The sequence below is a fragment of the Shimia aestuarii genome, from assembly GCF_900114635.1.
GTDB classification, from domain to species: domain Bacteria; phylum Pseudomonadota; class Alphaproteobacteria; order Rhodobacterales; family Rhodobacteraceae; genus Shimia; species Shimia aestuarii.
The window spans coordinates 219,821-246,700 of record NZ_FOTQ01000004.1 but is presented as its reverse complement, the minus strand read 5'-3'; the positions used below and the strand labels follow the sequence as shown (position 1 = coordinate 246,700).

The window sequence follows — 26,880 nt, the reverse complement described above, 5'->3', positions numbered from 1 at the left end:
ACGCCGGGGTCTCCCCCGGCGCTTCTTGTAAAACTCAGCGGCCCATGGACCACCACCCGCGCCGCTTGGGCTTGGGCGGTTCGGCAGGCGCTTTAGGCGCAGCCGTTTCTTCTGCCTCCGGCGCCGGAGCCGATTCCAAAACCTCTTCCGCAACCTCTGCGTCTTCGACTCCGGTCTCGTCTGCTTCATCGGTCGCAACCTCGGCCTCAACCGCAGGCGCTTGCGCATCGACATCCTTACCGTTCACCACTTCGGGCGCGGCTTCAGCGGCTTCCACCTCCGGGGCCTCTTCCACCGTTTCCGCTTCGCCTTCGCCAGTGGTTGCTTCAACCGCAACCGTATCTTGCGACTCCGCGACTTCTTCAGAAGGTGTCTCGGATTTCTTCGACCGTGAGCGGCTGCGCGAACGGCTTCTCGACCGCGATTTGGGTTTTTCCTCTACCTCAACCGCTTCCGCGACCTCGGCTTCACCCTTGGCGTCCGACTCGCTTTCACCGGCTGCGCCGTCGTGATCTTCGGTCTCGTCGACTTCGTTGGCTTCCGAAGCCTCGGCGTCATTCTCGGAAGACCCGCCCGACGATTTGCTCCGGCGGCGGCGACGACGGCGGCGCTTCTTGGGTTTAGCCTCCTCCTCACCTGCTTCGGGCGTTTCCGGCGTTTCACTTGCCGAAGACTCCATCTCGTCAATTTCGTCCATCAGGGACGTATCGACCGACACGACCGGGGCAGCGACCTCGGCAACCACGCGTGTCGCCGTCTTGAATTTCTCAAGCGTGAACTCAGGAGAGATCAGATGCATGTCGCCTTCAATGCGGACCGAAAGCCCATAGCGTGCCTCGATCTGCGCAACGTGCTCGCGCTTCTGGTTCATGATGTAGTTGGCAATCGCAACCGGACATTTCACCAGAACTTCGCGTGAACGGCGACGCGTACCCTCTTCCTCGATCTGGCGCAGGATTGACAGCGCAAGGTTGTCGTCCGACCGGATCAGCCCCGTGCCATGGCAGGCCGGGCAAGGCTGGGTCGTGGCCTCGATCATACCGGGCCGCAGACGCTGACGGCTCATTTCCATCAGGCCAAAGCCCGAGATGCGGCCAACCTGTATGCGGGCGCGGTCGGTCTTCAGCTTGTCCTTCATCCGTTTTTCGACGGCAGCATTGTTCTTGCGTTCGTCCATGTCGATGAAGTCGATGACGATCAGGCCCGCAAGGTCGCGCAGACGCAGCTGGCGCGCCACTTCGTCAGCTGCCTCAAGGTTGGTCTTGAGCGCGGTTTCCTCGATCGAGCCTTCCTTGGTGGCCCGGCCCGAGTTCACGTCAATTGCCACCAGCGCTTCAGTCACGCCAATCACGATATAGCCGCCCGACTTCAGCTGAACGGTCGGATTGAACATGCCCGACAGATAGCTTTCCACCTGGTAGCGCGCCAAAAGCGGCAGCGGATCGGTGTATTGTTTCACGTTCTTGGCGTGGGACGGCATGATCATCTTCATGAAGTCCTTGGCGATGCGATAACCACGCTCGCCTTCCACCAGAACCTCGTCGATCTCACGGTTGTAAAGGTCGCGGATCGAGCGTTTGATCAGGTCGCCTTCCTCGTAGATCTTCGCAGGTGCGATCGACTTCAGCGTCAACTCGCGGATCTGCTCCCAAAGCCGCTTGAGGTAGTCATAGTCGCGCTTGATCTCGGTCTTGGTCCGCTTGGCACCCGCCGTGCGCACGATGAGGCCGGCGCCCTGCGGCACTTCGATCTCCGACGCAATTTCCTTGAGCTTCTTGCGGTCCGCCGCGTTGGTGATCTTGCGACTGATGCCGCCGCCACGCGCCGTGTTGGGCATGAGAACGCAATACCGACCAGCCAGCGACAGGTAGGTCGTCAGCGCAGCGCCCTTGTTGCCGCGCTCTTCCTTGACCACCTGCACCAGCATGATCTGGCGCACCTTGATCACTTCCTGGATCTTGTAGCGGCGCGGGCGCGGCTTGCGCAGCGGACGAATATCTTCGCTATCATCCTCCTCGGCGACGGATTCGATGCTGTCATCCTTGGCAGCGGCATCCGCCGCTTTTGATGGCGTTTCATCGCTTTCATCGACACCATCCACGTCTTCCGATGGCGTGTCCGTGTCAGAAGAATCATCTTCCGCTTTGGCATCCAAAACCATGTCCTCTGCCGATGGCGTGCCGTCGGTATCAGCAGCCTCCTCGGCGTCCTCATCCGGAGCGCTTTCCTCGGCTTCTGCGGTTTCTGATGCTTCCGCCGTTTCCACGGCTTCTGTTTCGGAGTCTTCGCCCTCGGCTTCGGACGCGGCGGTTTCCGCAGGTTCCGGTTCTTCCGAATCCTGCGCTTCGATTACCGTCTCTTCGCCGGTCTCCGGGTCTTTCGTGGCCACCGAATCCTCGGTTTCAGACTTGGCGGCCATGGTCTTGCCGCTGTCTTTGCCGTCGTCTTCTTCCTTGTCGCCCTCATCCGTCGTCTCATCTTCGGACGCCGCTGCAACTTCGGGTTCCTCGACCGACTCTTCCACAACCTCAGGCTCTTCTACCACCTCAGGCGCCGCCTCTTCTTCTACGGCTTCCACCGTCTCAGCCGCGTTTTCAGTTACTTCGGAGGGCTCATCGACCGGCTCTTCAACCGGTGTTTCCGCGACAAGCTCCATCGGGGACAAACCTTCGGTGTCCTCCGCATCGCCCTCATCAAGGTCGATGGTTTCCATGCCGGCAATCGGCGCGGCTTCGGCTTTGTTCACAGCCTTGGGAGCTTCGTCCGCCGTTGCGACCGACTTATCCTCGGTGGCCTCATTAACCGCGGTGTCCTTGGACTTTCTCGAACGCGAACGCGAACGGGACCGCGAGGATTTGGGTTTTTCCTCTTCCTCGTCGCGGGTCTTCAGCGACTCTGCATAGGCGCGCTCCTCTTCAAGCAGCGCTTCACGATCCGCGACGGGGATCTGGTAGTAATCGGGATGAATTTCCGAAAAAGCGAGGAAACCGTGCCGGTTTCCGCCATAGTCAACAAAAGCAGCCTGAAGCGACGGCTCCACGCGCGTGACTTTGGCGAGATAGATGTTTCCTGCTAGCTGACGTTTGTTTTCCGATTCAAAGTCGAACTCCTCGACCTTGTTTCCGTCCACCACCACGACGCGGGTTTCCTCCGCGTGGGTGGCATCAATGAGCATTTTCTTAGCCATGTTATCCGTGTGCACCCACGCAATCGTCCGCGCCCCGGTGGGGCGTTGAGGGCAAATTCCGAAGGGTGGCTTGTCTGTGCAATGTCAGGCGCGCGGACAAGAGGGCCGCTTGCGGCCTCTGCTCTGTCCAATAATTTGATCGCGCGCTTCATCGCGTTTCTTCTCCGACGCATCAGGCCTGCTTTGGCCCCGCGCCTGTTATTTGCCCACCGCCATGCGGAGAGGCATCTCATTGGCCCCTTTTGAGGGCCTAATCGGTCTGAACAATGCGCCCGGCCATTGGCCTCATGCGTGACACTGTTCAGCGAAACTCATCTGGTCAGACTGAAAAACCCAAGTCTGCCGTGTATCTACATAAGACCAGCCAACTAGAAATTACAATGCCGAAACGACACCACCGACACGGGGAAGCCTGCATTTGACCTGACAGGGCCGAAATTCAATGCGCATGCGCATGGTCAAGCACGACACGCCGCGTCTGCTCAAAGATAATCCGCCCGTTGCAGTCCGTATTTTGCCATTTTCTCGTTCAGCGTTCTGCGCGGCAGGCAAAGCTCTTCCATGACCGACGCAATCGACCCGCGATGCCGCCGCATGGTGTTGTCGATCAACATCCGTTCAAAGGCTTCCACGTATTCCTTGAGCGGTTTGCCTTCGGTTGTCATCACCGGCTGCATGTCTTCGTGGTCGCTCATCAACAGCGACGCGATAGTCCCTCCACCCCGGCGCGATTGAAGCACGGCGCGTTCCACGAGGTTTATGAGCTGGCGAACGTTTCCGGGCCACGGCGCCTGCAAAAGCTGCGCCGCCTCCTGCGCACTAACCTGGGGCGCATCACACCCATATTCTTCGGCAAATTGTTCGCCCAATCGGGTAAACAGCGTCAGAATATCTTCACCTCTCTGACGCAGAGGGGGCACGGTGATCCGCAGAGCGGCCAGCCGATAGAACAGGTCCGGTCGCAGGGCGTCTTCGCAGGTGCGATCCTGCTCCTGCATGTTGCAAATCGCGATGATCCGGGTTTCGGCGGGCGTGCCCTGTTCGTTGATCACGTTGAGCAGCTTGGCCTGGAGACCGTCGCTCAGCATTTCCACGTCTTCCAGAACCAGCGTGCCACCGCGCGCTTCTTCAATCGCGGGCAACTGGCTGTCTTCGGGCTGCATCGGTCCGAACAAACGCCGCCCCAGCGACTCTTCCTCGAAGGCGCCACAGCTGACCAGCACGAATTTCTTCCCGGCGCGGCTGCCGACGGCGTGCAGCGCATGCGCGACCAGAGTCTTTCCGGTTCCGGTTTCCCCGTCGATCAAAACATGCCCATCGGCCTGCCCCAGGTCGAGAATATCTTCCTTGAGCCGCTCCATCACCGGGCTGGCCCCGATCAGCTTTTTCATGATCTGACCGCCATCGCTCAGTTCCCGGCGCAAGGCCCGGCTGTCCAGCGTCAGACGACGTGCATTGGTGGCCTTCTTGGCAAGCTGGCTCATGCGATCCGGGTTGAACGGTTTCTCGAGGAAATCATAAGCCCCGACCCGCATCGCTTCCACGGCCATCGGCACGTCCCCATGACCGGTAATCATGATCACCGGAAGCGCCGAATCCGCCCCCATCAGCTTCTTGAGAAACTGCATTCCATCCATGCCGGGCATCTTGATATCCGTAATCACGATACCCGGATAGTCCGACCCCAGCGCCTTGAGCGCATCCTCGGCGCTGGCAAAGGTCTCCGTGTCATAACCCGAAAGGGCCAGCCACTGGCTGATCGACTGACGCATATCCTGTTCGTCATCCACGATCGCAATCTTCATACCTTGTGCCACGCGTTTACTCCGCTGCTTCCATGTCTTCACTCAAGATAGGCAGCTGCACTTCGAATACAGCCCCCCGTCCATGACCATTGCGCGCGGTCAGCCGCCCACCCAGGTCGTTCACAATTCCCGACGAAATCGCCAGCCCCAACCCAACGCCTTCGCCCGGCTGCTTGGTTGTAAAGAAGGGCTCGAACAGATCATCGAGGTTCTCGATTCCGGGGCCGTTGTCGCGCACCGTCAGCGTCGCGGTTTCCCCCGCCGCAAGAATGATGTCGATTTCGGGGTCATCCACGCCTTCGGTCGCATCCAGCGCGTTGCGCAGCAGGTTGATCATCACCTGTTCGATCCGCACCCGATCGCCCATCACACGCACCGGTTCATCCGGCAGGATCGGGCTGATACGCACCTCGCGCTGGCGCAATTGCGGCTCCATCATCGACAGGGCCGAGTTCAGTGCTTCCACCATGTTGACGGGGGCAAAATCATCGCCGCCTTTTCGGGCATAGGATTTCAGCTGCTTGGTAATGGCCCCCATGCGCTCGATCAGATCGTCAATTCTCTGGAACGAGGACAGTGCCTCTTCCGGGCGATTGCGCCGTAACAACAACCGCGCCCCGGCAAGATAGGTCTTCATCGCCGCCAGCGGTTGGTTCAACTCGTGGCTCACCGCCGCCGACATCTCTCCCAACGCGGCCAGCTTGGAACTTTGCGCAAGGCTGTGCTCTGCCACTTCAAGGCTCTGCTGCATCCGTTCCCGTTCGGCAATCTCGCGCTGCAGGCGCTGGTTGAGGGCACGAAGATCGGCCGACTCCCGCTGGAACAACGCCATGCGCACCGCGCTTTTGCGGCTCAGAACATAGAAAGCCAGCGCCAGAAGAATGGCGAACCCCATGATCTCCAGAGCCAGAACCGCGTTCACCTTTTCCCGCACGCTGGCATAGGTCGTGAACGAGGTCATGCGCCAGCCGCGGAACGGAATCCGCACGTCCTTGCGCATGACCGCTTCGCCCTGAAGATAGGCATCTGCCGGAACCTGCGTCCAATCCGCCGTTGCCTGAATGGCGCGCTCAATCGCCCCCTGAGCGGGTTGACGCGCCAGCGCCTCGGCCTCGGTCCGACCACGCCAGCGTGGTTCCGACGCCAACAGGATCGTCCCTTGGCTGTCGGTGACATATACCGCATCCGAAATCCCGGCCCAGGCCCGCTCGAACTTGTGAAGATCTACCTCAACAACAATCACGCCGATCGCCTGCCCCTGGCTGTCCAGACGCCGAGAATAGGTGAACCGATTGGCCCCCGCATCGTCCTGCGTCGCCGAAAACAGTGTGGCATTCGAACGCAGCGCATTGACAAAGAACTCACTGGATCGGTGATTGACCCCAAGCCGCGTTCGATCCGTTGCCGCCACCGTGCGCCCGCTTTCATCCAGCAATAACAGCGATGCCGCCCCGATTTCATCAACAAAGGAAATCAGCCGCGCGGTGGATTGCGAATAGTCGTCGGAATTGAGCGCCCCGATCAACGCCGGGTCCTTGGCCAGAAGCTGCGGCACGATGGCGTTGCGGCGCAATTCCGAAAGCAGGTTTCCCGAATAGAGCGCCAACCGCAGCTCTGCGCGATTGCGCGTGTTCTGCGTGAACCGGTCCGTCAAAAGGCTGTTCGTAACCCAGATCGTCACCCCGGCAAATATGCAAAGCGCCGCCAGCGCCGCGCGCACGCGCCAGCTGGCCGCTCTCGGCCGAGGCATATCCGGAATTTTCACAGGGGGCAGGCTCATGCCCCCCAGATTACGGACCACGGTGGCTGATCTCAAGTCAGGCGGTGGCCAGCTGATCCATCAACGAGCGGAACATTGCCACCCCGTCGGTGCCGCCATGGCCTGCATCCGCCGCGCGTTCGGGGTGCGGCATCATGCCAAGAACCCGGCGGTTCTTCGAAATCACACCGGCAATATCGGCCACCGACCCGTTGGGGTTGTCGGTATAGGTAAAGGCAATCCGGCCCTCGTCCCGCAGTTGGGCCAGCTTTTCATCGGTGACAAAATAGTTTCCGTCATGGTGCGCGATCGGAATGTCGATCACCTGCCCAAGGTCATAGCCGCTGGTAAAGGCTGTTTCGTTGTTCTCAACTTTCAAACCCACCGTGCGGCAGATGTATTTCAGCCCCGCATTGCGGCGCAGCGCCCCCGGTAGAATGCCGGTTTCGGTCAGGATCTGGAAACCATTGCAAACGCCAATGGCATATCCGCCCCGTTCGGTGTGGTTGATCAGCGACTTGCAAATCGGAGAGTTCGCCGCGATCGCGCCACAGCGCAGGTAATCGCCAAATGAGAAACCGCCCGGCACGCCCACGATATCCAACCCCTCGGGAAGTTGCGTGTCCTTGTGCCAGACCATGGTCACATCCATGCCAGCCTGCTCAAAGGCAACAGCAAGGTCACGATCACAGTTCGATCCGGGAAAAACGATGACAGCAGCGCGCATTTTGGCGTCTCCTAGTTCTGAAAATCGGTGATGACCGCCACGCCCGGCGGGGCCGGACGGTCAAAAGCGGCAAGTTCCGCGCTGGCATTTGACAGCGCAATCGTACGGGTCACGAGCGGGCTCAGATCTACCTGCCCCCCCGCGATCAGGTTCAACAACGACGGGTATCTCCAACTCGGCATACCGCGCGTGCCATGCACGCTCAATTGCCCGGAGTAAAGCACATCCATCGGCAGGCGCATTTGTGCGTGATCCCCGGCAGGCATGCCAATCTGCACCATGCGCCCCATCTTACGAAGGGCCCGCATTGCCGCAACGGTGGTGGTCTCGATGCCAAGCGCCTCGACCGACACATGCGCGCCCCCGCCGGTAATCTCGCGCACCGCGTCCACCGATCCCTGCTCGGCCGCATTGACCACCGCATCCGCACCCAGCGTGCGGGCATAGTCCAGCTTTTCAGGAACCACGTCGACCACGACAACCCGCGCGCCCAGAGCCCGGCCGAGCAAAAGCGCGGAAATCCCGACGCCCCCGCCACCAAACACGGCCAACCATTCGCCCGGCTTCAACTCGGCCCGCCCAACCAACGCCTGCCAGGCCGTCGTCACCCGACAGCCAAGACTGGCGGCAATCTCTGGCGCAAGCGTGCCCGGCAAAGCGGTCAGGTTGGCATCGGCATGCGCAACCGCGATCATCTCGGCAAAAGCCCCGTCACAGGTGAAACCTGGCACAACCTGCGTTGCACAGGTGGTCTGGTTGCCCGCCGCACAATCGCCGCAGCGACCACAGGCAAGGATGAAAGGCGCAATCACACGGTCGCCAACATGCCAGCGCGTCACTTCGGGACCAACGGCAACCACCTCGCCACAATACTCATGACCCGGAACCATCGGCAGAACCACATCCGGGTCCGCCCCGCTCCAGGCATGCCAGTCCGACCGACACACGCCGCACGCCAGTACACGCAGGACCACGCCATCCCGTGGCGGCTCAGGATCCGGGATCGTGGCCAGCGTCAAAGGCTGTCGATAGGCTGTCAACTGGGCGGCTCTCATGGGCCTCCCCTAGCCTATCTTGCCCTTGGGTTCCAGCCCCAAGAGGGCGCTCAGAGCCAGTTGCCCATCAACACGAAAGCCGACCAGAAATAGGGGTGTTGAAAGCCGGTATCCCCAAACTCCTCGACAAGCCCCTCGGCAGCCCGGGTCGCGCCCGCCACTTGCCCCTCACTTTGCAGCATCTTGATCTGAGACCGGCGCAGCGCCTCGGCCTTGTCGAGTCCCTCTTCAATCATGCCGCGATAGAAATCCTGCATCAGGATCGGCGTCGCCGCATCCGCCACCGGCCAGAGTGACGCCATCACCGAACTGGCGCCGTTCAACTGTGCCGTCGCGCCGAACCCGTCGATTTCCGACCCATCCCCGCCCCGCGCCGTCTGGCAGGCAGACAGCGTCAACAAGTCCACGCCGCGAAACCGAAAGGCGCGGGTTTCCCGGATTTCGCTCAGACTCAGGTGAGAACCATCCCCCAGCAAAAGAAAGGAATCATCCTCCTGTCCCGGCAAGAGCGAAAAGTGGCTTGCAATATGCAGGATGCCGGGCTTGCGCATCAGCACCCGCCGCAGACTTTTTGTGTCAAATCCCTCATCCAGCATCGCGTCGCCGTGCAGCACGCCCTGCCCGTCGCTCGCCGCAAAAATGGTCTCGATCTCATCCGCCACGCCGGGCAAAGGTGAAAAGCCCGGATGGGCGCGCGTCACCCCGAAACCCGCCGCAGCATCTGCCACACGGGGACCACGGGCGAATTGGGTAGGCACCGCCGTGGAATAAAGCGAAAATGCAAAGCTCTCGACCAGATAATGCTCACCATCATGCAGCGCCGCAAATGGGACATATCGCAGGAACCCTTCGAGGTTGAGCATGACCACCTCGGTTCCAGCTGCGTCCAGCGACCCGCGCATAGGCGCAAAGACCACATCATACAATGTCTCCAACCGGGCTTGCGCTTCCGGGCGCTGCCCTTCGATCGCCTGCAATACATCCAGCACCTGCTGCGCCAATGCCCCCTTGGAGAGCGCAACCTCCTCATGCACGGTCACACCCGGCAAGGTGAGGAACAGGTGCACAGCCTCGTCAAGGGCGGCGACCTGAAGGATTGCCGTCGGTCGATCCAGCCCGGCCAGCACATCCTGATAGGCACCCACCGCGTCAAACTGGTCTTGCAGCCCTGCCTTTTCCGCATCGTCTTCGACCTGTGCAAGGAACGCGTCCACTGCGGCGTTGAACTCGTCCGAGGCCACCTGCAACGCGTCTTCCAAAAGCATCAACTGTTCTTCTTCGGCTTCGGTCGCCGTTCCCGCATCCAGTTTTGCATATAGCCCGTGCAACGCCTGTTCTGCCTGGATCGGGATTTCGGCAAGCGCCGCCAACCGCGCCTCAACACTCAATTCCCCGTCCGTTAGAATGGCGCGCGTATTGGTCAACTCCGCCCCGCTATCGCGGCGCAGGAATTCGAAAACCTCTTCTTCCTTTTCCATATTGAGCACAGCCTGCGCTTCACTGATCCGACCTTCGGCGATCAGCAGATCGGCCAGTTCCTCGTAAAGCCGCCGCCACTCGGCACGCAATTCCTCGGTGCCGCTCTCGCTGAGCGTTGCATTCAGCGCGCGCAACTCCTGTTGTGCGTTCACTGCCATCTTGCCAAAAAAGATCGCGCGCTCCCGGTTGCCCTTGGCCGCAAAAGCCCGCGAGAACATCTCGAACAGCCAACGCTGATCACTCAGCGACTGGGTCCGGTTGGCAGCGATATAGGGCATGGCCGACATGCCCCACCGGATTGCCTCGTCATAGCGTCCGGTTTCGGAAATCACGATGCCGATATTCATTCGCGCCTTGCCCGTGGTATCCGAAAGCGGCCCGTCCACACGCTCGATGACCGGCAATGCCCGCTTAATCCATGCCTCAGCCGCCTCGAATTCCTCGAGTTTCCAGTAGCTGACGCCGATATTGTTGGCGATATAGGCCGCGATGATCTCGCTCTTGTTTCCCGGCTGTCCCTTGCCGGGATCCGCCTCAAACACCTCAAGCGCATCTTCATAGACCGCGATCGCCTCGCGAAAGCGCTTCAGCCCATCAAGCCCCACACCTTCGTTCAAAAGCGTGTTCGCAGCCGACAATTCCATGCCTTCGATCGTGTCCTTGTGCGCAAGGTAAATGCGCCGCGCCTGCCCAAGATAATCAAGGCTCGCTTCGTGGCGCTCCAGAGCCTGCAGGGTGATCGCCATGTCCTCGTAACACTGCGCAAGCAACACTTCGTTGCCGGGATCGTCGAGATTGAACAGCAGGATACGCACTGCAACGCTGAGCCATCTGAGCGACTCTGCATGTTCCGACAGATGCCCCAGCGACTGACCGATCTGGCGCGCGGCATATGCGGCATAGACCTGCTCCTGGTCCGATCCTCCACTCCAGCCCTCATAGGCGATTTCCAAATACGGCAGCACCGCGCGCAGCGTGGCTTCGCTCATGCGCGGACCGTTGAAGATCGGGATTACATAATTGTAGGCGGCATACGGGTCCCCGGCATCCGCCCCCGCTCGCTGGCTGTGGTCGGCCAGCGCGAGCGGGTCATCGGGCGCAACGGGTTGACTGTCCTGCGGGTCTTCCGCCCGGACTTGCTCCGAAGCGGTTCCCCTCTGGGTCGTCCCCGTGCCGTCCTGTGCTGTGGCGCGACCACCCTCACCGCCATTTTGCGCAGCCGCGCTGCCGCCAGCACCCTGCGCCAAGACCACGCCACCCGCAGTCCAGACGAAAGCAGCACAAAATACAACGCTCAGAAATGCGGTACGATGGATCATCCGCGACCCCCGGCCCCTTTGAAAATTGGTTCAAAGGCTAGGCCAAGCGCGCGTTTGACGCAATCAAAAGTCTACGAGGGGGGCCTCAGCCCATTTCCACGCGGTAGCTTTCGATCACAGTGTTGGCGAGCAGCTTTTCGCACATTTCGGTCACGGTGGCCTCTGTGGTGCCATCGGCCAGATCAAGCTCGATCACCTTGCCCTGACGCACGCCTTCCACGCCATCAAACCCAAGGCTGCCAAGCGCGTGCCGCACCGCTTCGCCCTGCGGATCCAGAACCCCGTTTTTCAGCATCACATAGACACGCGCTTTCATGTTCTTCTTCTCCGAATGGAAGGCACCGTTCCAGGGTGTCTTCATCTTGCCAAAATACTCAATTCCGTCGCGCACCATGCACGCGACCGGGTCAGTTGACCAATGTCGGTTTGCTCGGCCCCGAATTCTTGGGCATCACGCCCAGTCGCCGCGCCACTTCGGCATAGGCATCCGTCAGGCTACCCAGATCCCGGCGGAACACGTCCTTGTCGAGCTTTTGCCCGGTCTCGATGTCCCAAAGGCGACAGCTGTCCGGGCTGATTTCGTCGGCAACCACAAGGCGCTGGAAATCCCCCTCGTAAACCCGGCCGATCTCAATCTTGAAGTCGATCAGCTTGATCCCGACGCCATACATCACACCCGACAGGTAATCATTCACCCGAAGCGCAAGTCCAAGGATATCGTCCATGTCCTGCTGCGTGGCCCAGCCAAAGGCCGCGATATGCTCTTCCGTAACCAGCGGATCACCCAGCGCGTCGTCCTTGTAGCAATACTCCACGATCGGGCGCGGCAACTGCGTGCCTTCCTCGATTCCCAGACGCTTGCTCATCGATCCGGCGGCAAAATTGCGCACGATCACTTCCAGCGGGATGATCTCGCAGGACCGCACCAGTTGCTCGCGCATGTTCAGTCGCTTGAGGAAGTGCGTCGGTACGCCAATCTGGTTCAGGCCGACCATGAAATATTCGCTCAGGCGGTTGTTCAGAACGCCCTTGCCATCAATGACATCTTTCTTCTCGGCATTGAACGCGGTGGCGTCATCCTTGAAATACTGCACGATAGTGCCCGGTTCGGGCCCCTCAAACAGGATCTTGGCCTTGCCTTCGTAGATTTTCTTGCCGCGCGCCATGGCTGCCCTTCCTCATGTGCCGGGCTGAGTCCCGGAGTCAGGCGCTCTCTTACTGGATGGGCGGCATTGTCGCAAGCATACCCGACCCTCTTGCAGCATCCGCGCCCAAAGGGCATATCTGGGACAACTTCAACGCTTTCAGGGGAATCTTCTGATGACCACCTTCGACGACCGCGAAAACGCCTTCGAGAACAAATTTGCCCATGACGAGGAAATGAAGTTCAAGGCCGAGGCGCGCTGCAACAAGATGCTGGGCCTCTGGGCTGCCGAGCAGATGGGCAAGTCCGGCCAAGAGGCTGACGATTATGCAAAAACCGTGGTGATTGCCGACTTCGAAGAAGCCGGCCACGAAGACGTGATCCGCAAGGTTGTCGGTGATCTCGAAGGTCACGTGACCGCAGAGGTGATCCGCGCCAAACGCGCCGAGCTTCTCGCGCAGGCGCAGGAACAGATCATGAATGAGGTCTGATCCCCCGGGATCGCTTCATGACACTGATGTGACAATGGCGCGCAGGCAGCAGCTTGCGCGTTTTTTTTTGCGCGGATTTTCGACATTAAGCGGGCCGAAACCCTGACCTCTCATAGTGAGAGTCGACAAGGGACAGTCGGAGTCGCCCAGATGGCCATGCAATCTCTCCATCGAACCCGTCAGGTGCTGCGCCATGCGCTGCCCCTGCTTCTGGGTGTGGCGTGCTGTGTGTTCCTCGCACATCAACTGGACGGGTTCGACATGTCCGCTATGTGGGCGGGTGTTCAACAAGTCACGCCATGGCGCTGGGGCCTCGCGCTGGCCTTCACCGGGTTCAGCTTCCTCGCCGTGGCCCGCTATGACGTGATTGCCCTGCGCCACTTCCAGATGTCCCGCCCATCTTCCCAGGCCATGCGCGCCGGCGCGACGGCCATCGCGCTGGGTCAAACGCTTGGCGCGGGCGTGGTCGTTGGCGCCTTTGTGCGCTGGCGGATGATGCCGGGCCTGCCGCTCAGCGATGCGGCGCGCCTCGCCGGTTTCGTGGCAGTGACATTTCTGGCTGCCTTGTCCGTGGTGATCGCCGCTGCCGCGCTGGTTCTGCCGACCCCGCACATTCCCACACTCCTGCCACCTCTGATCCTGATTGGTGCGGCGCTTCTGGTGCTCGTCGCCTTTTTCTTCCCGGTTCTGGGACGGGGGGGGCGCGTGATCAGCCTTCCGACACTGCCCGCGCTCCTCGCCCTGCTCTCCCTTTGTGTTCTTGATACCGTCTTTGCCGCCCTCGCACTTTACGTCCTGCTGCCCGAAACCCTGTCCCTTGGTTTCGCCACACTTCTTCCGGTCTTTCTGATCGCCCTTGGCGCGGCCATCTTTTCCGGCACACCGGGTGGGGTCGGTCCGTTCGAACTCACCCTGCTTGCGCTTTTGCCCCATGTGCCCGAGGCCGAACTGCTGGCCGGGGTGCTGGCTTTTCGCGCGGTCTACTACGCCCTGCCAGCTCTGATTGGCGGCGCCACCCTGCTGTCGCGCCTTGCCCGCAAATCCGCCACCGATCAGGCCGCCGCCGCTCCGGCGCTCTTTCTGCCTTTTGAAACACTGCCAGACACACCGCAGGCCCGGGCCGAACTTGGCGTTTTACGTCAGAACGGCGGCGCCATCCTGCGCTGTGAAACCGGCAGCTGCGGAATCGTGCGTACGGGCCAGACACTGACCGCTCTGTTCGATCCGCTGGACGGACATTCCGGTTCTCTCGCGGCCCCACTTCGCCGCGCGGCACGGGCCCAGAACCGGATTGTCTGCAAATACAAGATCACCGCCCGCCAAGCCGTGCACGCCCGCAGCGCGGGCTGGTCCGTTCTTCACATTTCGGACGAGGCCGTTCTGGATCCCTCCCGCCACGTGCTCGATGGCCCTGCCTACCGTCAGCTGCGCCGCAAGATCCGCCAGGCCGAAAAGGCGGGCATTTCCCTGAGCGAGGCCAACACACCTTTGCCGCTCGACGCAATGGAGCAGGTATCGCGCGCCTGGGAAGACAAACACGGCGTGCCGCGCGGCTTTACCATGGGGCGGTTTGACGGCCCTTACGTATCCGGCCAGCGCGTCTACCTGGCCCACGACAACGGACAGTTGATTGGTTTTGTCAGCTTCCATGTCTCCCAGAGAGAGTGGTGTCTCGATTTGATGCGAGTCTTGCCAGAAGCTCCTGATGGCACCATGCACGCGCTCGTTCATCTCGCCATCACACGAGCCGCCGCCGCAGGGGCGGCACGTCTGTCTCTCGCAGCCGCCCCCGCACTACCCGGCGGTGCGACGCTGCTCGAACGCGGTCTGCGCCGGCGCTTCCACGTGCTTGGGGGCGGCCCGGGATTGCGTCAATTCAAGTCCTGCTTCAATCCCGAATGGCAGCCACTTTTCATGGCCGCCCCCGGTGTTGCGCAACTCACACTCGCCGCGCTTGACCTGATCCGTTCGGTCCGGCTGCGCAGCGCTCCGGCCACTCCGATCACCTTGGCGGCACCGCCCGCGATTTCGCTCGCTTCATAATCTTCCTGCAAAGAATGCGATTGCGCTGCGCGGCCACCCGTGCCAAACCCGCGCGCAATTGACATACGTGCCGAGGAGTGTCCGATGACCAATGCCCTGAGCAAACTGCTGGAAACCCGCGACTGGCTCATGGCCGATGGCGCCACGGGCACGAACCTGTTCAACATGGGGCTCAGCTCGGGCGACGCCCCCGAAATGTGGAACATTGAGCACCCCGACCGCATAAAGAAACTCTACAAGTTCGCCGTGGACAATGGCTCGGACATCTTCCTTACCAACTCTTTCGGTGGCAACAGCTCGCGCCTGAAACTGCATGACGCTGGTCACCGCGCCCGTGAGATTTCGCGCGTCGCCGCCGAGCTTGGACGCGACGTGGCAGATGCCGCCGACCGCCCGGTCATCGTGGCGGGCTCGGTCGGACCGACCGGCGACATCATGGAACCGGTCGGCTCGCTCAGCCATGCCGACGCCGTCGAAATCTTCCATGAACAGGCCGAGGGTCTCAAGGAAGGTGGCGCAGACGTTCTCTGGCTGGAAACCATCTCCGCCCCCGAAGAATACCGCGCCGCCGCCGAAGCCTTTGCGCTTGCCGACATGCCCTGGTGCGGCACGATGAGCTTTGACACCGCCGGGCGCACCATGATGGGTGTGACTTCGGCCGACATGGTCCAACTGGTGCAATCCCTGCCCAATCCGCCGCTTGCCTTCGGCGCCAATTGTGGCACCGGTGCTGCCGATCTGCTGCGCACCGTGCTCGGCTTCTCGGCGCAAGGGGTCGAAATTCCTATCATCGCCAAGGGCAACGCCGGGATACCGAAATATGTTGACGGGCATATCCACTATGATGGCACGCCGGACCTGATGGCCGATTATGCGGTCATGGCACGCGATTGCGGGGCAACCATCATCGGCGGCTGCTGCGGCACCATGCCCGAACACCTGCACGCCATGCGTGAGGCGCTTGAAACCCGTCCGCGCGGCCCGCGCCCGACGCTGGACAAGATCACCGCGGCCCTTGGTGCCTTTTCCTCGGCCAGTGACGGCACCGGCGACGACAACCCGCCCGCACGCGAACGCCGCCGTTCCCGGCGTCGTGTCTGACCCAAGCGCGTTCTTTCTTTTTCCAAAAATACCCTGGGGGAGTCTCAGCCCCGCTGAGACGGGGGCAACGCCCCCTGGAACAAGTCCATCTGCCCACCGCGCGCCAGCGGCGGCGCAAAACGGTCACAGCGTAGCGCGGGCAGTTTGCGAACTAGGCCATAGCGCCTCATCGCCATCTCGAACCGGCGTGCAATCATCTCGGCATAGACGCCTTCACCGCGCATGCGCCGCCCCCAGCGGGCATCGTAGTCCTGCCCGCGATGCATTTCGCGCACTCGCGCCATGACTCGCGCGGCGCGCTCCGGGAAATGTGCCGACAACCATTCCTGGAACAACTCCGAAACCTCCAGCGGCAAGCGCAGCATGATCCAGCTCGCCGCGCGCGCCCCGGCTTCGGACCCGGCCCGCATCACCGCTTCAATCTCCACATCCGTGATCGCGGGCACCACCGGGGCCATCATCACCCGCACCGGAATACCCGCCGCACTCAAACGCTCGATGCTCTGCAGTCGTCGTTCCGGCGCGGGCACACGCGGCTCCATCAACCTCGCCACCTTCCGATCCAGTGTCGTCACCGAAATGCCGATCTGGGCAAGTCCCTCGCTTGCCATCTCCGCAAGAATGTCGATGTCGCGTTCGATCAATGCCCCCTTGGTCACGATCGCAACCGGGTGGCGAAACGCCTGCAGCACCTCGAGCACGCCGCGCATCACCTCATATGTGCCTTCGATCGGCTGGTAAGGATCGGTATTTGTCCCAATGGCCAGCGGGGCGACCTTGTAAGAATTCCGGCGCAACGCAGTCGCCAGTATCTCCGGTGCGTTTGGCCGGGCGACCAGCCGGGTTTCGAAATCCAATCCGGCCGAATAGCCAAGATAGGCGTGGGTTGGCCGGGCAAAACAATAGATGCAGCCATGTTCACACCCGCGATATGGATTAAGTGATCGGTCAAAAGGCACGTCCGGCGACGTGTTGCGCGTGATCACGCTGCGTGGTTCCTCGATCTCGACGCTGGTACGGAAATCCTCAAAGGCCTCAGGCAGGCCCCAGCCATCATCGATGACCTCGCGCGAAAGGTCGGACCGCCCGCTACGATTGCTCTGCGCAGCTCGCCCGCGACGTTTTTCCGGAGCAATATCGACCCATTTCATGCAGCTTCTCCGCTTTCGATACCTCAGATTGGAACAAATAGAGAACAATTGCAACCAACCCCATATTTGACATGAAAAACTTTCACGCCCGCCCTTCATTTTCCGACTTACAAGTCGGAACCGGCGTCGGCTATGTCGCTATTCAGACAGTCTGAATGGTCCATTCGGACAATGTAGAGACAGAAAGACACTCAATAGGCGCGCGCGCCGACAAGCAAGGAAACGGCCATGTCGGAAGAAGAAGACGATATCATCCTGTCGGAACTCGATGACGAAGAACTGGTCCAACAGATGTTCGACGACCTTTACGACGGTCTCAAGGAAGAGATCGAAGAAGGCGTGAACATCCTGCTCGAACGCGGCTGGCAGCCCTACCGCGTTTTGACCGAAGCCCTCGTGGGCGGCATGACAATTGTCGGAAACGACTTCCGGGACGGTATCCTTTTTGTGCCCGAAGTTCTTTTGGCGGCGAACGCGATGAAGGGTGGCATGGCCATTCTCAAGCCGCTTCTCGCGGAAACCGGTGCCCCGCGCATGGGCTCCATGGTGATCGGCACCGTCAAAGGCGACATCCACGACATTGGCAAGAACCTCGTCTCGATGATGATGGAAGGCGCCGGGTTCGAAGTGGTCGACCTCGGGATCAACAACCCCGTGGAATCCTATCTCGAAGCGCTTGAAGAGCACAAACCCGACATCCTCGGCATGTCGGCCCTGCTGACCACCACCATGCCCTATATGAAGGTGGTGATCGACACGATGATCGAACAGGGTCTCCGCGATGACTATATCGTTCTCGTGGGCGGCGCGCCGCTGAACGAGGAATTCGGCAAAGCCATCGGCGCCGACGCCTATTGCCGCGACGCCGCCGTCGCTGTCGAAACCGCCAAGGATTTCGTGGCCCGCAAACACAACCAGATGAACGCCTGAAGCGGGCATCTTCTTCTCATTGGCCCGCCCCTGTACCGGGCGGGCCTTTTTCATTCAAGGCGTCCCATGCCCCTGCCCCCGGATTCGGAACTGACGACCAAGGGACTGGCCCCTGAAAAGGGCTCCGGGCGTGTGCTTTTGCTGGCCTGTGGCGCGCTGGCCCGCGAAATTCTCGCACTCAAAAAGGCCAACGGCTGGGATCACATGGATCTCACCTGCCTGCCTGCGATCCTCCACATCCATCCCGAAAAAATCCCCGAAGCCGTGCGCGATGCCGTCGTGAAGCACCGCGACGCCTATGCTGACATCTTCGTCGTCTACGCGGATTGCGGGACCGGCGGACTCTTGCAGAAAACCTGCGACGAACTGGGTGTGGCCATGGTTTCCGGCCCCCATTGTTACAGTTTCTTCGAAGGCAACGAGCGCTTTGCAGAGATCGCAGAGTCCGAGTTCACCGCTTTCTATCTCACCGATTTCCTCGTGCGCCAGTTCGACGCTTTCGTGTGGAAACCGATGGGGCTCGATCGTCACCCCGAGCTGATCGACATGTATTTCGGCAATTACGAGAAGCTGGTCTATCAGGCCCAGACCGAAGATCCCGACCTGACGGAAAAGGCCCGCGTTTGCGCCGACCGGCTCGGGCTGGCCTTCGAACGCCGCTTCACAGGCTATGGCGATCTCACGTCTGCGCTGAAATCCCTCTAGGGCTCAGCCGTCGTAGTCGATCTGCTCCATCAGCGGACCCAGATGGGCGCGATAGGGCTGCCATGCCCGCGAGCTGCCCTGGTACACTTTTTCCCGCACCTGCATCATGCTTGCCGTGCGCGCGGTGCGCCGCGTTTCGTGAAACGCAAGACAGGCCTCTTCGAATGGAAGGCCACAATCCTTGAGCAACTGTCGCGTGTTCTCCTCCGGCGCTTGCGTAAAGGCCTCGTAGTCCAGATCCAGAATACGTCCGGGAAAGGTCTCGTGCCAGAACGCCATTTGTGCGCGATACATCAGGTAGAACGCCGCGATGTCGTCCAGATCATACGAGAAGTTGATCAACCCGCCCGAAAAACTATGCTTGAAGATCGACCAGCAGACGGCCATCGCATCACGCTGCAGATGGATCACACGCGTTTCGGGAAACGCTGCAAGAATGACGCCTATATCCCTGAAATTCATCAAGTTCTTGTCTGTCACAATCCGCTTAGGCGCGGCCAATCTCGCGGCCTCCCCAAGATAGGCATCCCGGATATCGCGCAACAATGGCTTGTCCAGACGCGCGCCTTCGGGCCGTTCCCGAACAACTGTCGCCATGATCGCGTCAAACACGCCGATCTCACCCGCGCCATATACGCGAGAATGGCTTGCCAGCACCTGTTCGATCAGCGAACTGCCCGAACGCGGCATTCCGACGATGAAGATCGGGGATACAGCGCCATGCCCCACTTCAGGCAGAACAAGCTGCTCAGACGCCCCGCTTTCGAACCATGACCGCACCTGCGCCATCCGTCGGGCATCCCCTGCCCGATCATAGGGCCGCGCGCGCCGTGCCGCCTTGTTGGCCGCCACAAGGCTGGCAAAAGACGTGTCGATCTCGCCCAGATCGGCCTGCGCCTTGCCCAACGCAAACCGCGCCTCGGCCTCGCGCACATCGGAAAGCCGCCCCTTGCGCAAAACACCTTCAAGCCGCGCCAAAACCGGATCGCCCGCTTCGAACCGGCGCAGCGCACCAATCCGCACATAGGCGTCTGTTTCCTCAGGATGACGCGCCACCAGCGCCTCGTATTGCGCCAGCGCCTGTTCCGTCTGCCCCGTCGCTGAATAAACCGCCCCCAGCCCGGACAGGGCAGTGACGTGATCAGGGTGCGCCTTCAACACCTGCTCGAAACAGGCACGCGCCGCATCAAATGCGTCCATATCCGACAAGACAAGGCCCAGCGTCGCGCGCAAATCCGGATCCAGCGGTTCACGTTCCACCGCAGTCTCCAACACCGCGCGCGCCTCGTCAAACCGCCCCGCCTCGCGCAGGCAAACCCCGAGATTGTGTCGCAGGTCAGTGCGCGCCGGATCGCCGACCACCGCCTGATCGAACAGCGAAATCGCCTCCGCCAACTGGCCCCTGCCATGCGCGGCAACCGCCCTTGTGGCCAACATTCCCGCGTCCGCGCCCTTTGGCGGCTTCGCGCCAGGCGTCAATGCCCCAAGGCTCTGGGGCTGGGGCGCCGTCACCACGGGCTTGGCCGGAACGGCAAAGGGGTCCTTGATCCCGGAAAGCCGCGCGCCCGAAAGCGTGGCAAGCGGATCGGGCGTGACCGCCTGTTCAAACCCGGCCGGAAAACCAGCCCCCTTTTGCGCCTCGACCCGCTTCAACCCGGCCTTGGCCTTTGCATTTCCCGGAAACCGCGCGACGACCTCGGCAAACAGAGCGCGCGCCTCGTCCAGCCGCCCCGCCTTTTCCGCCGCCGCGGCCACGCGAAGCTTGTCACCTGCCTTGAAGGATTGTCCTGCCACCGCGTCGCACCCGCCTCTTAAACCAGCGACGTCACCCACAGGATCGTGGCGTCCTCGTCGCTGACCGACACCACGTTATGCCCCATGGCGCCGTCATAATAGGCGCTGTCACCCCGCCGCATTTCAACCGGCTCGTAAAACTCGGTATAAAGCCGGATCACCCCGGTCAGCACATACAGAAACTCTTCCCCGTCATGACGCACCCAACCGTCGAATTCTTCGACATTGCGTGCCCGGATACGAGCGCGGTACGGCAGCATCGCCTTCTTGCGCAGCCCCTCGGCCAGCAACTCGTGCTCATAGGTCACCGTGGCCTGATGCACCCCCTCGCCCGACTTGACCACGGACATACGCCCCATGACCTGATCCTTCTTGAGGGGCGTGAAAAGCTGGGGCACCGAAATTTCCAGCCCCACGGCCAGTTTCTTGAGCGCCTCATAGGTCGGCGACATCTGCCCGTTCTCGATCTTGGACAGGGTCGAGCGGGCCAGTCCGGCCTGTTTTGCCGCCTGTTCCAGCGTCCAGCCATGCGCCTTGCGCAATTCGCGCACCCGCACCCCAAGGTCGAGCGGCTCGACATGGTCCTGCACCCCGTTTTCGCGGGCGATCCGGATCAGCGATTTCGGGTCTTTGTCCACATTCATACCCGCGCTTCTAACGCAGCGGCGCAAAGACTTGCAACCTCCTGCTCACGGGCTTAGCTACGCCTCATGACCTCCCTTTTCGACCAAGGCCCGCCCCCGCCCTGCCCAGCCTTCTTCAACATGGCCGCCCATGTTCTGGCACTGGCTGATTCACAGCCCGACAAGATCGCGCTGTCGGTGCTGTCTCTTTCCGGCTCCGAACGCTGGAGCTATGCCCGCATGAAGGCCGCCGTGCTCGGCACTGGCACCGGGCTTTTGCAGGCGGGATTGAACCCCGGCGACAGGGTGCTCATGCGCCTCGGCAACACGGTCGAATTTCCCATCGCCTATCTCGGCGCCATCGCCGTGGGCCTGATCCCGGTCCCGACCTCCTCTCAGCTCACCGAAGGTGAGACCGCCAAGATGGTCGCCGATCTCACTCCCGGCGCGATCCCGCGCGATCCTTCCATCGCTTGCCCGGACACGCCCGGCATCCCGCAAATCCTGCTCGATGACCTGGAAGCCATGCGCGATCTGCCCCCCGCAGAAATCGACATGGGCGATCCCGATCGCATGGCCTATATCATCTACACCTCCGGCACGTCCGGCATCCCCCGCGCCGTGTGCCACGCACATCGCGCCATCTGGGCGCGCCAGATGATGCACGAGGGCTGGTACGGCCTGAAACCCACGGACCGCCTCTTGCATGCCGGGGCCTTCAACTGGACCTACACGCTGGGCACCGGCCTCATGGACCCGTGGTCCGTCGGCGCGACCGCCCTCATCCCGGCGCAAGGCGTCGACATCAAGGCCCTGCCGCTGCTGCTCAAGCGCCACCAGGCCACGATCTTTGCAGCCGCACCGGGGGTCTACCGCAAGATGCTCTCGGATCACCCCGACATCCATCTGCCAGACCTGCGCCACGGGCTGACAGCGGGCGAAAAACTCTCGGAAACCATCCGTGAAGAGTGGTTCGAAGCGACCGGTACAGCGCTCTACGAGGCTTACGGCATGTCCGAATGCTCCACCTTCATTTCGGCCAGCCCCGCCAACCCAGCCCATCCCGGCACGCTGGGCCGCCCCCAAGACGGGCGCCGAATTGCCATTGTCGATGAGAATGGCCCCGTGCCGCTGGGCAACGAGGGCACCATCGCCGTGCATCGCTCCGATCCCGGCCTGATGCTGGGCTACCTGAACGCCCCCGAAGAAACCGCCGCCAAGTTTCAGGGCGACTGGTTCCTGACAGGGGATCAGGGGGTCATGGATGATGACTTCTACATCACCTATGCGGGTCGCGCCGATGACATGATGAACGCCGGGGGCTATCGCGTCTCCCCGCTCGAGGTTGAAGCTGCGCTCTCGCGCTTTCCCGGCATCACCGCCGTTGGCGTCACCGATATTGAAATCAAACGCGACGCCCGTATCATCGCCGCCTTCTATACGTCTGCCGGTGAACTGGACGAAACCGCTCTGAAAGCGTATGCCGAACAGACGCTGGCCCGCTACAAGCAGCCCAAACTCTTCCAACGGCTCGACGCCCTGCCGACCAACCCCAACGGCAAGCTCAGCCGCCGCGCCCTGCGCGACCAATTCGAGGCAAAGACATGATCAAGCTCGACATTCTCTCCGACCCCATCTGCCCTTGGTGCTATATCGGCAAGGCCCGGCTGGAAAAGGCGATGGAGGCCGAGCCCGATCACCCCTTTGCCATCGAATGGCACCCGTTCCAGCTTAACCCCGACATGCCGCCAGAGGGCATGGACCGGCGCCAGTATCTTGAAGCCAAGTTCGGTGGAAAGGAAAACGCCGTGCGTGTCTATGCCGAGATCGACCAGCACGCCCGCGACGAAGGGCTCGACATCGACTTTGCCGCGATCAAACGCACCCCCAACACCATCAACGCCCATCGCCTGATCCACTGGGCCGGGATCGAGGGCAAACAGAACGCCGTCGTGGATGCGCTCTTCAAGGCGTATTTCAAGGAAGGCCGCGATATTGGCAACAGCGAAGTGCTCTGCGACATCGCCGACAGCGCCGGACTGGATGCCGCGGTCATTGGCAAACTGCTCGCCTCGGACGCCGACGTGGACAACATCCGCCAGCGCGACGCCCACAGCCGCGAGATGGGCGTGAACTCGGTGCCGACATTCATCGTGGCCAACCAGCATGCGGTTCCCGGCGCGCAACCCACCGATCTCTGGCGCAAGGTGATCGGCGAATTGCGAGACCAACAGGCCGCCGAATGACAACACTTGAGCGGCTGATCACCCTGATTCTTCTGCTCGCCCCCGTCATCGTGGGCGGTACGGTCTTCTTTCATTTTGTCGAAGGCTGGAGCTGGGTCGACAGTTATTTCTTCTCGGTTGTGACCCTGTCCACCGTCGGCTACGGCTCCTTGGTGCCCGCCACCACGCTGGGCAAGATCGGAACCACTGTTTTCATCTTCGTCGGACTGGGCATCTTTGCTTTCGTTATTCAGCAGATCGGCCATATCGCCGCCGAAAAACGCGCGGCCCACACCGAATGGCTCGTTGCGCGGCTTGGACATCACAAGGCCGAACACGAACCGCAAGCCGACAACATGGACGACCCGCCCAGGCCATGACCAAGGATACCATGCCCATGAGCCGGGTCGAATTCATCGCCATGTGTGCGATGCTCTTTGCGACCGTGGCCTTTTCCATAGACGCCATGTTGCCCGCACTTCCCGAGATCGGACAACAGCTCAGCCCCGACAACATCAACCGTGCGCAACTGATCCTGACTTCCTATGTTCTGGGCATGGGCGTGGGCACGTTTTTCACGGGGCCGCTGTCGGACCGTTTCGGACGCAAACCCGTGTTGATCGGCGGCGCGGTGATATATTCGATCTGCGCCTTTGTCGCCTATATCGGCCAGACACTCGAAATCATCCTGATCGCCCGCGTCGTCCAGGGCATCGGCACGGCCGGTCCGCGCATCGTCACCATGGCCATCGTGCGCGACCTCTATTCAGGTCGCGAAATGGCGCGCATCGTGTCCTTTGCCATGATGATCTTCACGCTGGTTCCGGCCATCGCCCCGGCACTGGGCGCGGTGATCATCGACTTTTCCGGCTGGCGCGGCATCTTCATCGCCTTCATGCTGTTTTCGCTGATCACGGTTCTCTGGGTAAGCATCCGCCTGCCCGAACCGCTCGCCGTGGAAAACCGCCGCCCGTTCTCACTGGGCAAGCTGGTTTCGGGCGTGGGCGAGATGTGGCGCATCCCTGCCGTGCGTATTTCGATCCTCGTGCAATCGCTGATCTTCGGATCCCTTTTTGGCATGATCAGTTCCGTGCAACAGGTCTATGACCTGACCTATGATCGCGGCGCCGAATTCCCGCTCTGGTTTGCCGGTGTTGCCCTGATCTCCGGGAGCGCGAGCCTGCTCAACGCAAAACTCGTCATGCGCCTTGGCATGCGCTTCCTGATCACGGTGGCCACGGGTGTCCAAATCCTCCTCGCCGCCGCCATGGCCTTGGCCGCCATCGCCCTGCCCGTCGGTGAGGCACAGTTCTATGCCTTCGTTCTCTGGCAAACCATGGTATTCTTCAGCGTCGGGATGACACTGGGCAACCTCAACGCGCTTGCCATGGAACCGCTAGGCCACATGGCCGGCACCGCCGCGTCGATCATGGGTGCCATTGCCACCGTCCTTGGCGCGGCCATCGCCGCCCCCATCGGACTGGCCTTTGACGGCACCGCGCTGCCGCTGGCCGTGGCTCTCTTCGTGCTGTCCACCCTTAGCTTTCTTCTAATGCTGCGCATGCGCCGCGTCGAAGCCCTGTCCTGACCTCCAGCAGACAATCGAAAACCATGTTATACTGCCCCTTTTACACAGGGGGGCAATGACCATGAATACCTACGATTATGACCTCGGACAGCACAGCTTTGCCGTCACCACAACCAGCCCCGACGCCCAACGCTGGTTCGATCGCGGCCTGAACTGGACTTACAATTACAATCACGAGGAGGCCGTCGTCTGTTTCCAAAAAGCCGCCGAAGCTGACCCCAATTGCGCCATGGCCCACTGGGGCATCGCCTATGCGGCAGGCCCCAATTACAACATGTGGTGGGAACATTTCGATGACGCCGGACGGGCCGAGGCACTCGCCACCAGCTTTGCCGCCACACAGGCCGCCATGGACCGCCTCCCCAACACCACCGAGGTGGAAGCCGCCCTGATCCGCGCCCTGCCCGCCCGCTACCCGCAAGAGGCCGTCACTGACATCGACACCATGGAAACGTGGAACGATGCCTTTGCCAACGCCATGCGAACAGCCCACGCCGCGCATCCCGACAGCCTTGAGGTCACCACCATTTTCGCAGAATCCCTGCTCAACCGCTTTCCGTGGAACATGTGGAACCTGCCCGCCGCCGCCCCGACCGAAGGCGCCGATACGCTTGAATGCGAGGCCATCCTTGAACGCGCAATGGCCAACGACCCGGCCGCCATGCGTCACCCTGGTCTTTTGCACCTCTACGTGCACCTGATGGAGATGTCGCCCTATCCCGAAAAGGCGCTCAAGGCTGGCGACGTCCTGCGCACGCTGATGCCCGATGGCGGCCATCTGATCCACATGCCAACCCATATCGACGTGCTTTGTGGGCATTACGAAAACGTTGTGCGCTGGAATCAGGCTGCGACCGTTGCGGACATGAAGTTCTACGAACGCGAGGGCCCCTACAACATTTATACCGGCTACCGCATCCACAACTACCATTTCGTGATCTACGGCGCGCTGTTCCTTGGACAGATGCAGCCCGCGCTCGACGCAAATCAAGGCATCCTCGACACCTGCCCCGAGGAAATGCTCCGCGTCCCATCACCCCCCATGGCGGACTATTTTGAATCCTATTGCGCCATGTACCCGCATATCCTGATCCGGTTCGGCAAATGGCAGGAACTCACCCAGCTTGATCCGCCCGAAGACCCAGACCTTTACTGCACGCTCAACGCCTATACCTATTACGCCCGCGGCGTCGCCAACGCCGCCCTCGGCAATGTCGCACAGGCAGAGATCGAGGCCGCCGCCTTTGCCAAAGCCCGTGCCGCCGTGCCTGAAACCCGCCTACTGCACACCAACACCGTCGTCGACCTGCTTGAAGTCGCCCACCACATGCTGCATGGCGAACTGGAATACCGCAAAGAGAACTACGACCTTGCCTTCGACCACCTGCGCAAGGCGGTGCATTTCGAAGACAACCTGAACTATGACGAGCCATGGGGCTGGATGCAGCCTGTGCGCCACGCCCTCGGCGCGCTTCTCTTTGAACAGGGCCACCTGGCCGAGGCCGAAGCCGTCTATCGCGAGGACCTCGGACTTGGCGGCCAACTCTCGCGTGCCACGATGCACCCCGACAATATCTGGGCGCTGCGCGGATTGCATGACTGCCTCAAGGCGCGCGGCGACACCGCGGAACTGCTCCACATCCGCCAACGCCTCGATTTGGCCGAAGCTCGCGCCGACGCCTCGGTCAAAGCTTCCTGTGCCTGTGCTCAAGCCGCCATGGCAGCCTCCTAAGCCGTTACCGACGCAATACCGA

21 protein-coding genes are annotated in these 26,880 nt (G+C 61.3%); 10 read left to right on the top strand and 11 right to left on the bottom strand.

Annotated features, from left to right (window positions below; all coding sequences use genetic code 11):
- Positions 1-34 precede the first annotated feature (34 nt).
- The 8 genes from BMZ35_RS12160 to purC all read right to left on the bottom strand — a co-directional run bounded on the left by BMZ35_RS12160 (position 35) and on the right by purC (position 12,497).
- Entirely contained in the window at positions 35-3,187 is a 3,153-nt protein-coding gene (locus BMZ35_RS12160; RefSeq protein WP_093094120.1) for an Rne/Rng family ribonuclease, read from the bottom strand.
- A gap of 482 nt (positions 3,188-3,669) precedes the next feature.
- Positions 3,670-5,004, bottom strand: coding sequence for a sigma-54-dependent transcriptional regulator (locus BMZ35_RS12155; RefSeq protein ID WP_093094119.1), 1,335 nt, complete (start codon positions 5,002-5,004; stop codon positions 3,670-3,672).
- 4 nt (positions 5,005-5,008) lie between these two features.
- Positions 5,009-6,772, bottom strand: a complete 1,764-nt coding sequence (locus tag BMZ35_RS12150) for a sensor histidine kinase (RefSeq protein WP_093094118.1) — start codon at positions 6,770-6,772, stop codon at positions 5,009-5,011.
- 37 nt (positions 6,773-6,809) lie between these two features.
- The gene (purQ, locus tag BMZ35_RS12145; RefSeq protein WP_093094117.1) at positions 6,810-7,478 is read right to left on the bottom strand and encodes a phosphoribosylformylglycinamidine synthase subunit PurQ; all 669 of its coding nucleotides are present in this window, start codon (positions 7,476-7,478) and stop codon (positions 6,810-6,812) included.
- 11 nt (positions 7,479-7,489) lie between these two features.
- On the bottom strand, positions 7,490-8,533 hold the full coding sequence (locus BMZ35_RS12140; RefSeq protein WP_093094116.1) for a zinc-dependent alcohol dehydrogenase family protein: 1,044 nt from the start codon (positions 8,531-8,533) through the stop codon (positions 7,490-7,492).
- A 50-nt stretch (positions 8,534-8,583) separates the two neighbouring features.
- On the bottom strand, positions 8,584-11,331 hold the full coding sequence (locus BMZ35_RS12135) for a CHAT domain-containing tetratricopeptide repeat protein (RefSeq protein WP_093094115.1): 2,748 nt from the start codon (positions 11,329-11,331) through the stop codon (positions 8,584-8,586).
- A gap of 85 nt (positions 11,332-11,416) precedes the next feature.
- Positions 11,417-11,647, bottom strand: a complete 231-nt coding sequence (gene purS, locus BMZ35_RS12130) for a phosphoribosylformylglycinamidine synthase subunit PurS (RefSeq protein WP_093094192.1) — start codon at positions 11,645-11,647, stop codon at positions 11,417-11,419.
- Between the two features lie 91 nt (positions 11,648-11,738).
- Positions 11,739-12,497 carry a phosphoribosylaminoimidazolesuccinocarboxamide synthase gene (gene purC / locus BMZ35_RS12125; RefSeq protein WP_093094114.1) on the bottom strand — a complete coding sequence of 253 codons (759 nt, stop codon included), beginning with the start codon at positions 12,495-12,497 and terminating at the stop codon, positions 11,739-11,741.
- A 154-nt stretch (positions 12,498-12,651) separates the two neighbouring features.
- Here purC and BMZ35_RS12120 point away from each other — a divergent pair, with 154 nt between their 5' ends.
- The 3 genes from BMZ35_RS12120 (at position 12,652) to bmt (ending at position 16,110) form a co-directional block, all read left to right on the top strand.
- Positions 12,652-12,966: a DUF1476 domain-containing protein gene (locus tag BMZ35_RS12120; RefSeq protein WP_093094113.1), complete on the top strand. Its 315-nt coding sequence runs from the start codon at positions 12,652-12,654 to the stop codon at positions 12,964-12,966.
- Positions 12,967-13,116: 150 nt separating this feature from the next.
- The gene (locus BMZ35_RS12115; protein WP_093094112.1) at positions 13,117-15,009 is read left to right on the top strand and encodes a phosphatidylglycerol lysyltransferase domain-containing protein; all 1,893 of its coding nucleotides are present in this window, start codon (positions 13,117-13,119) and stop codon (positions 15,007-15,009) included.
- Between the two features lie 84 nt (positions 15,010-15,093).
- The gene (bmt, locus tag BMZ35_RS12110; RefSeq protein ID WP_093094111.1) at positions 15,094-16,110 is read left to right on the top strand and encodes a betaine--homocysteine S-methyltransferase; all 1,017 of its coding nucleotides are present in this window, start codon (positions 15,094-15,096) and stop codon (positions 16,108-16,110) included.
- A 44-nt stretch (positions 16,111-16,154) separates the two neighbouring features.
- Here the strand turns inward: bmt and BMZ35_RS12105 are convergent, their stop codons facing one another.
- Complete coding sequence (locus tag BMZ35_RS12105) at positions 16,155-17,261, bottom strand: PA0069 family radical SAM protein (protein WP_093094110.1); 1,107 nt, start codon at positions 17,259-17,261, stop codon at positions 16,155-16,157.
- 228 nt (positions 17,262-17,489) lie between these two features.
- On the opposite strand from BMZ35_RS12105, the gene BMZ35_RS12100 reads away from it, so the two are divergent.
- Positions 17,490-18,191 (top strand): corrinoid protein, encoded by a 702-nt coding sequence (locus tag BMZ35_RS12100; protein WP_093094109.1) that lies wholly within the window; start codon positions 17,490-17,492, stop codon positions 18,189-18,191.
- A 66-nt stretch (positions 18,192-18,257) separates the two neighbouring features.
- Positions 18,258-18,896 carry a DUF1638 domain-containing protein gene (locus BMZ35_RS12095; RefSeq protein ID WP_093094108.1) on the top strand — a complete coding sequence of 213 codons (639 nt, stop codon included), beginning with the start codon at positions 18,258-18,260 and terminating at the stop codon, positions 18,894-18,896.
- A 3-nt stretch (positions 18,897-18,899) separates the two neighbouring features.
- On the opposite strand, the gene BMZ35_RS12090 is transcribed toward BMZ35_RS12095, so the two are convergent.
- The gene (locus BMZ35_RS12090; RefSeq protein WP_093094107.1) at positions 18,900-20,690 is read right to left on the bottom strand and encodes a tetratricopeptide repeat-containing sulfotransferase family protein; all 1,791 of its coding nucleotides are present in this window, start codon (positions 20,688-20,690) and stop codon (positions 18,900-18,902) included.
- 17 nt (positions 20,691-20,707) lie between these two features.
- The gene (locus tag BMZ35_RS12085) at positions 20,708-21,334 is read right to left on the bottom strand and encodes a helix-turn-helix domain-containing protein (protein WP_093094106.1); all 627 of its coding nucleotides are present in this window, start codon (positions 21,332-21,334) and stop codon (positions 20,708-20,710) included.
- 66 nt (positions 21,335-21,400) lie between these two features.
- On the opposite strand from BMZ35_RS12085, the gene BMZ35_RS12080 reads away from it, so the two are divergent.
- The 5 genes from BMZ35_RS12080 to BMZ35_RS12060 are packed head-to-tail and all read left to right on the top strand — an operon-like array spanning position 21,401 to position 26,858.
- A complete protein-coding gene (locus tag BMZ35_RS12080; RefSeq protein WP_093094105.1) occupies positions 21,401-22,921 on the top strand; it encodes a class I adenylate-forming enzyme family protein in 1,521 nt (506 codons plus the stop codon).
- A complete protein-coding gene (locus BMZ35_RS12075; protein ID WP_093094104.1) occupies positions 22,918-23,559 on the top strand; it encodes a DsbA family oxidoreductase in 642 nt (213 codons plus the stop codon). The genes BMZ35_RS12080 and BMZ35_RS12075 overlap by 4 nt, the downstream gene beginning before the upstream one ends.
- Positions 23,556-23,918: a potassium channel family protein gene (locus BMZ35_RS12070; RefSeq protein WP_093094103.1), complete on the top strand. Its 363-nt coding sequence runs from the start codon at positions 23,556-23,558 to the stop codon at positions 23,916-23,918. Before BMZ35_RS12075 ends, BMZ35_RS12070 begins: the two co-directional genes overlap by 4 nt.
- Positions 23,915-25,126: a multidrug effflux MFS transporter gene (locus BMZ35_RS12065; RefSeq protein WP_242654778.1), complete on the top strand. Its 1,212-nt coding sequence runs from the start codon at positions 23,915-23,917 to the stop codon at positions 25,124-25,126. The genes BMZ35_RS12070 and BMZ35_RS12065 overlap by 4 nt, the downstream gene beginning before the upstream one ends.
- Positions 25,127-25,181: 55 nt before the next feature.
- The gene (locus BMZ35_RS12060) at positions 25,182-26,858 is read left to right on the top strand and encodes a tetratricopeptide repeat protein (RefSeq protein ID WP_423227759.1); all 1,677 of its coding nucleotides are present in this window, start codon (positions 25,182-25,184) and stop codon (positions 26,856-26,858) included.
- The last annotated feature ends 22 nt before the right edge of the window (positions 26,859-26,880 follow it).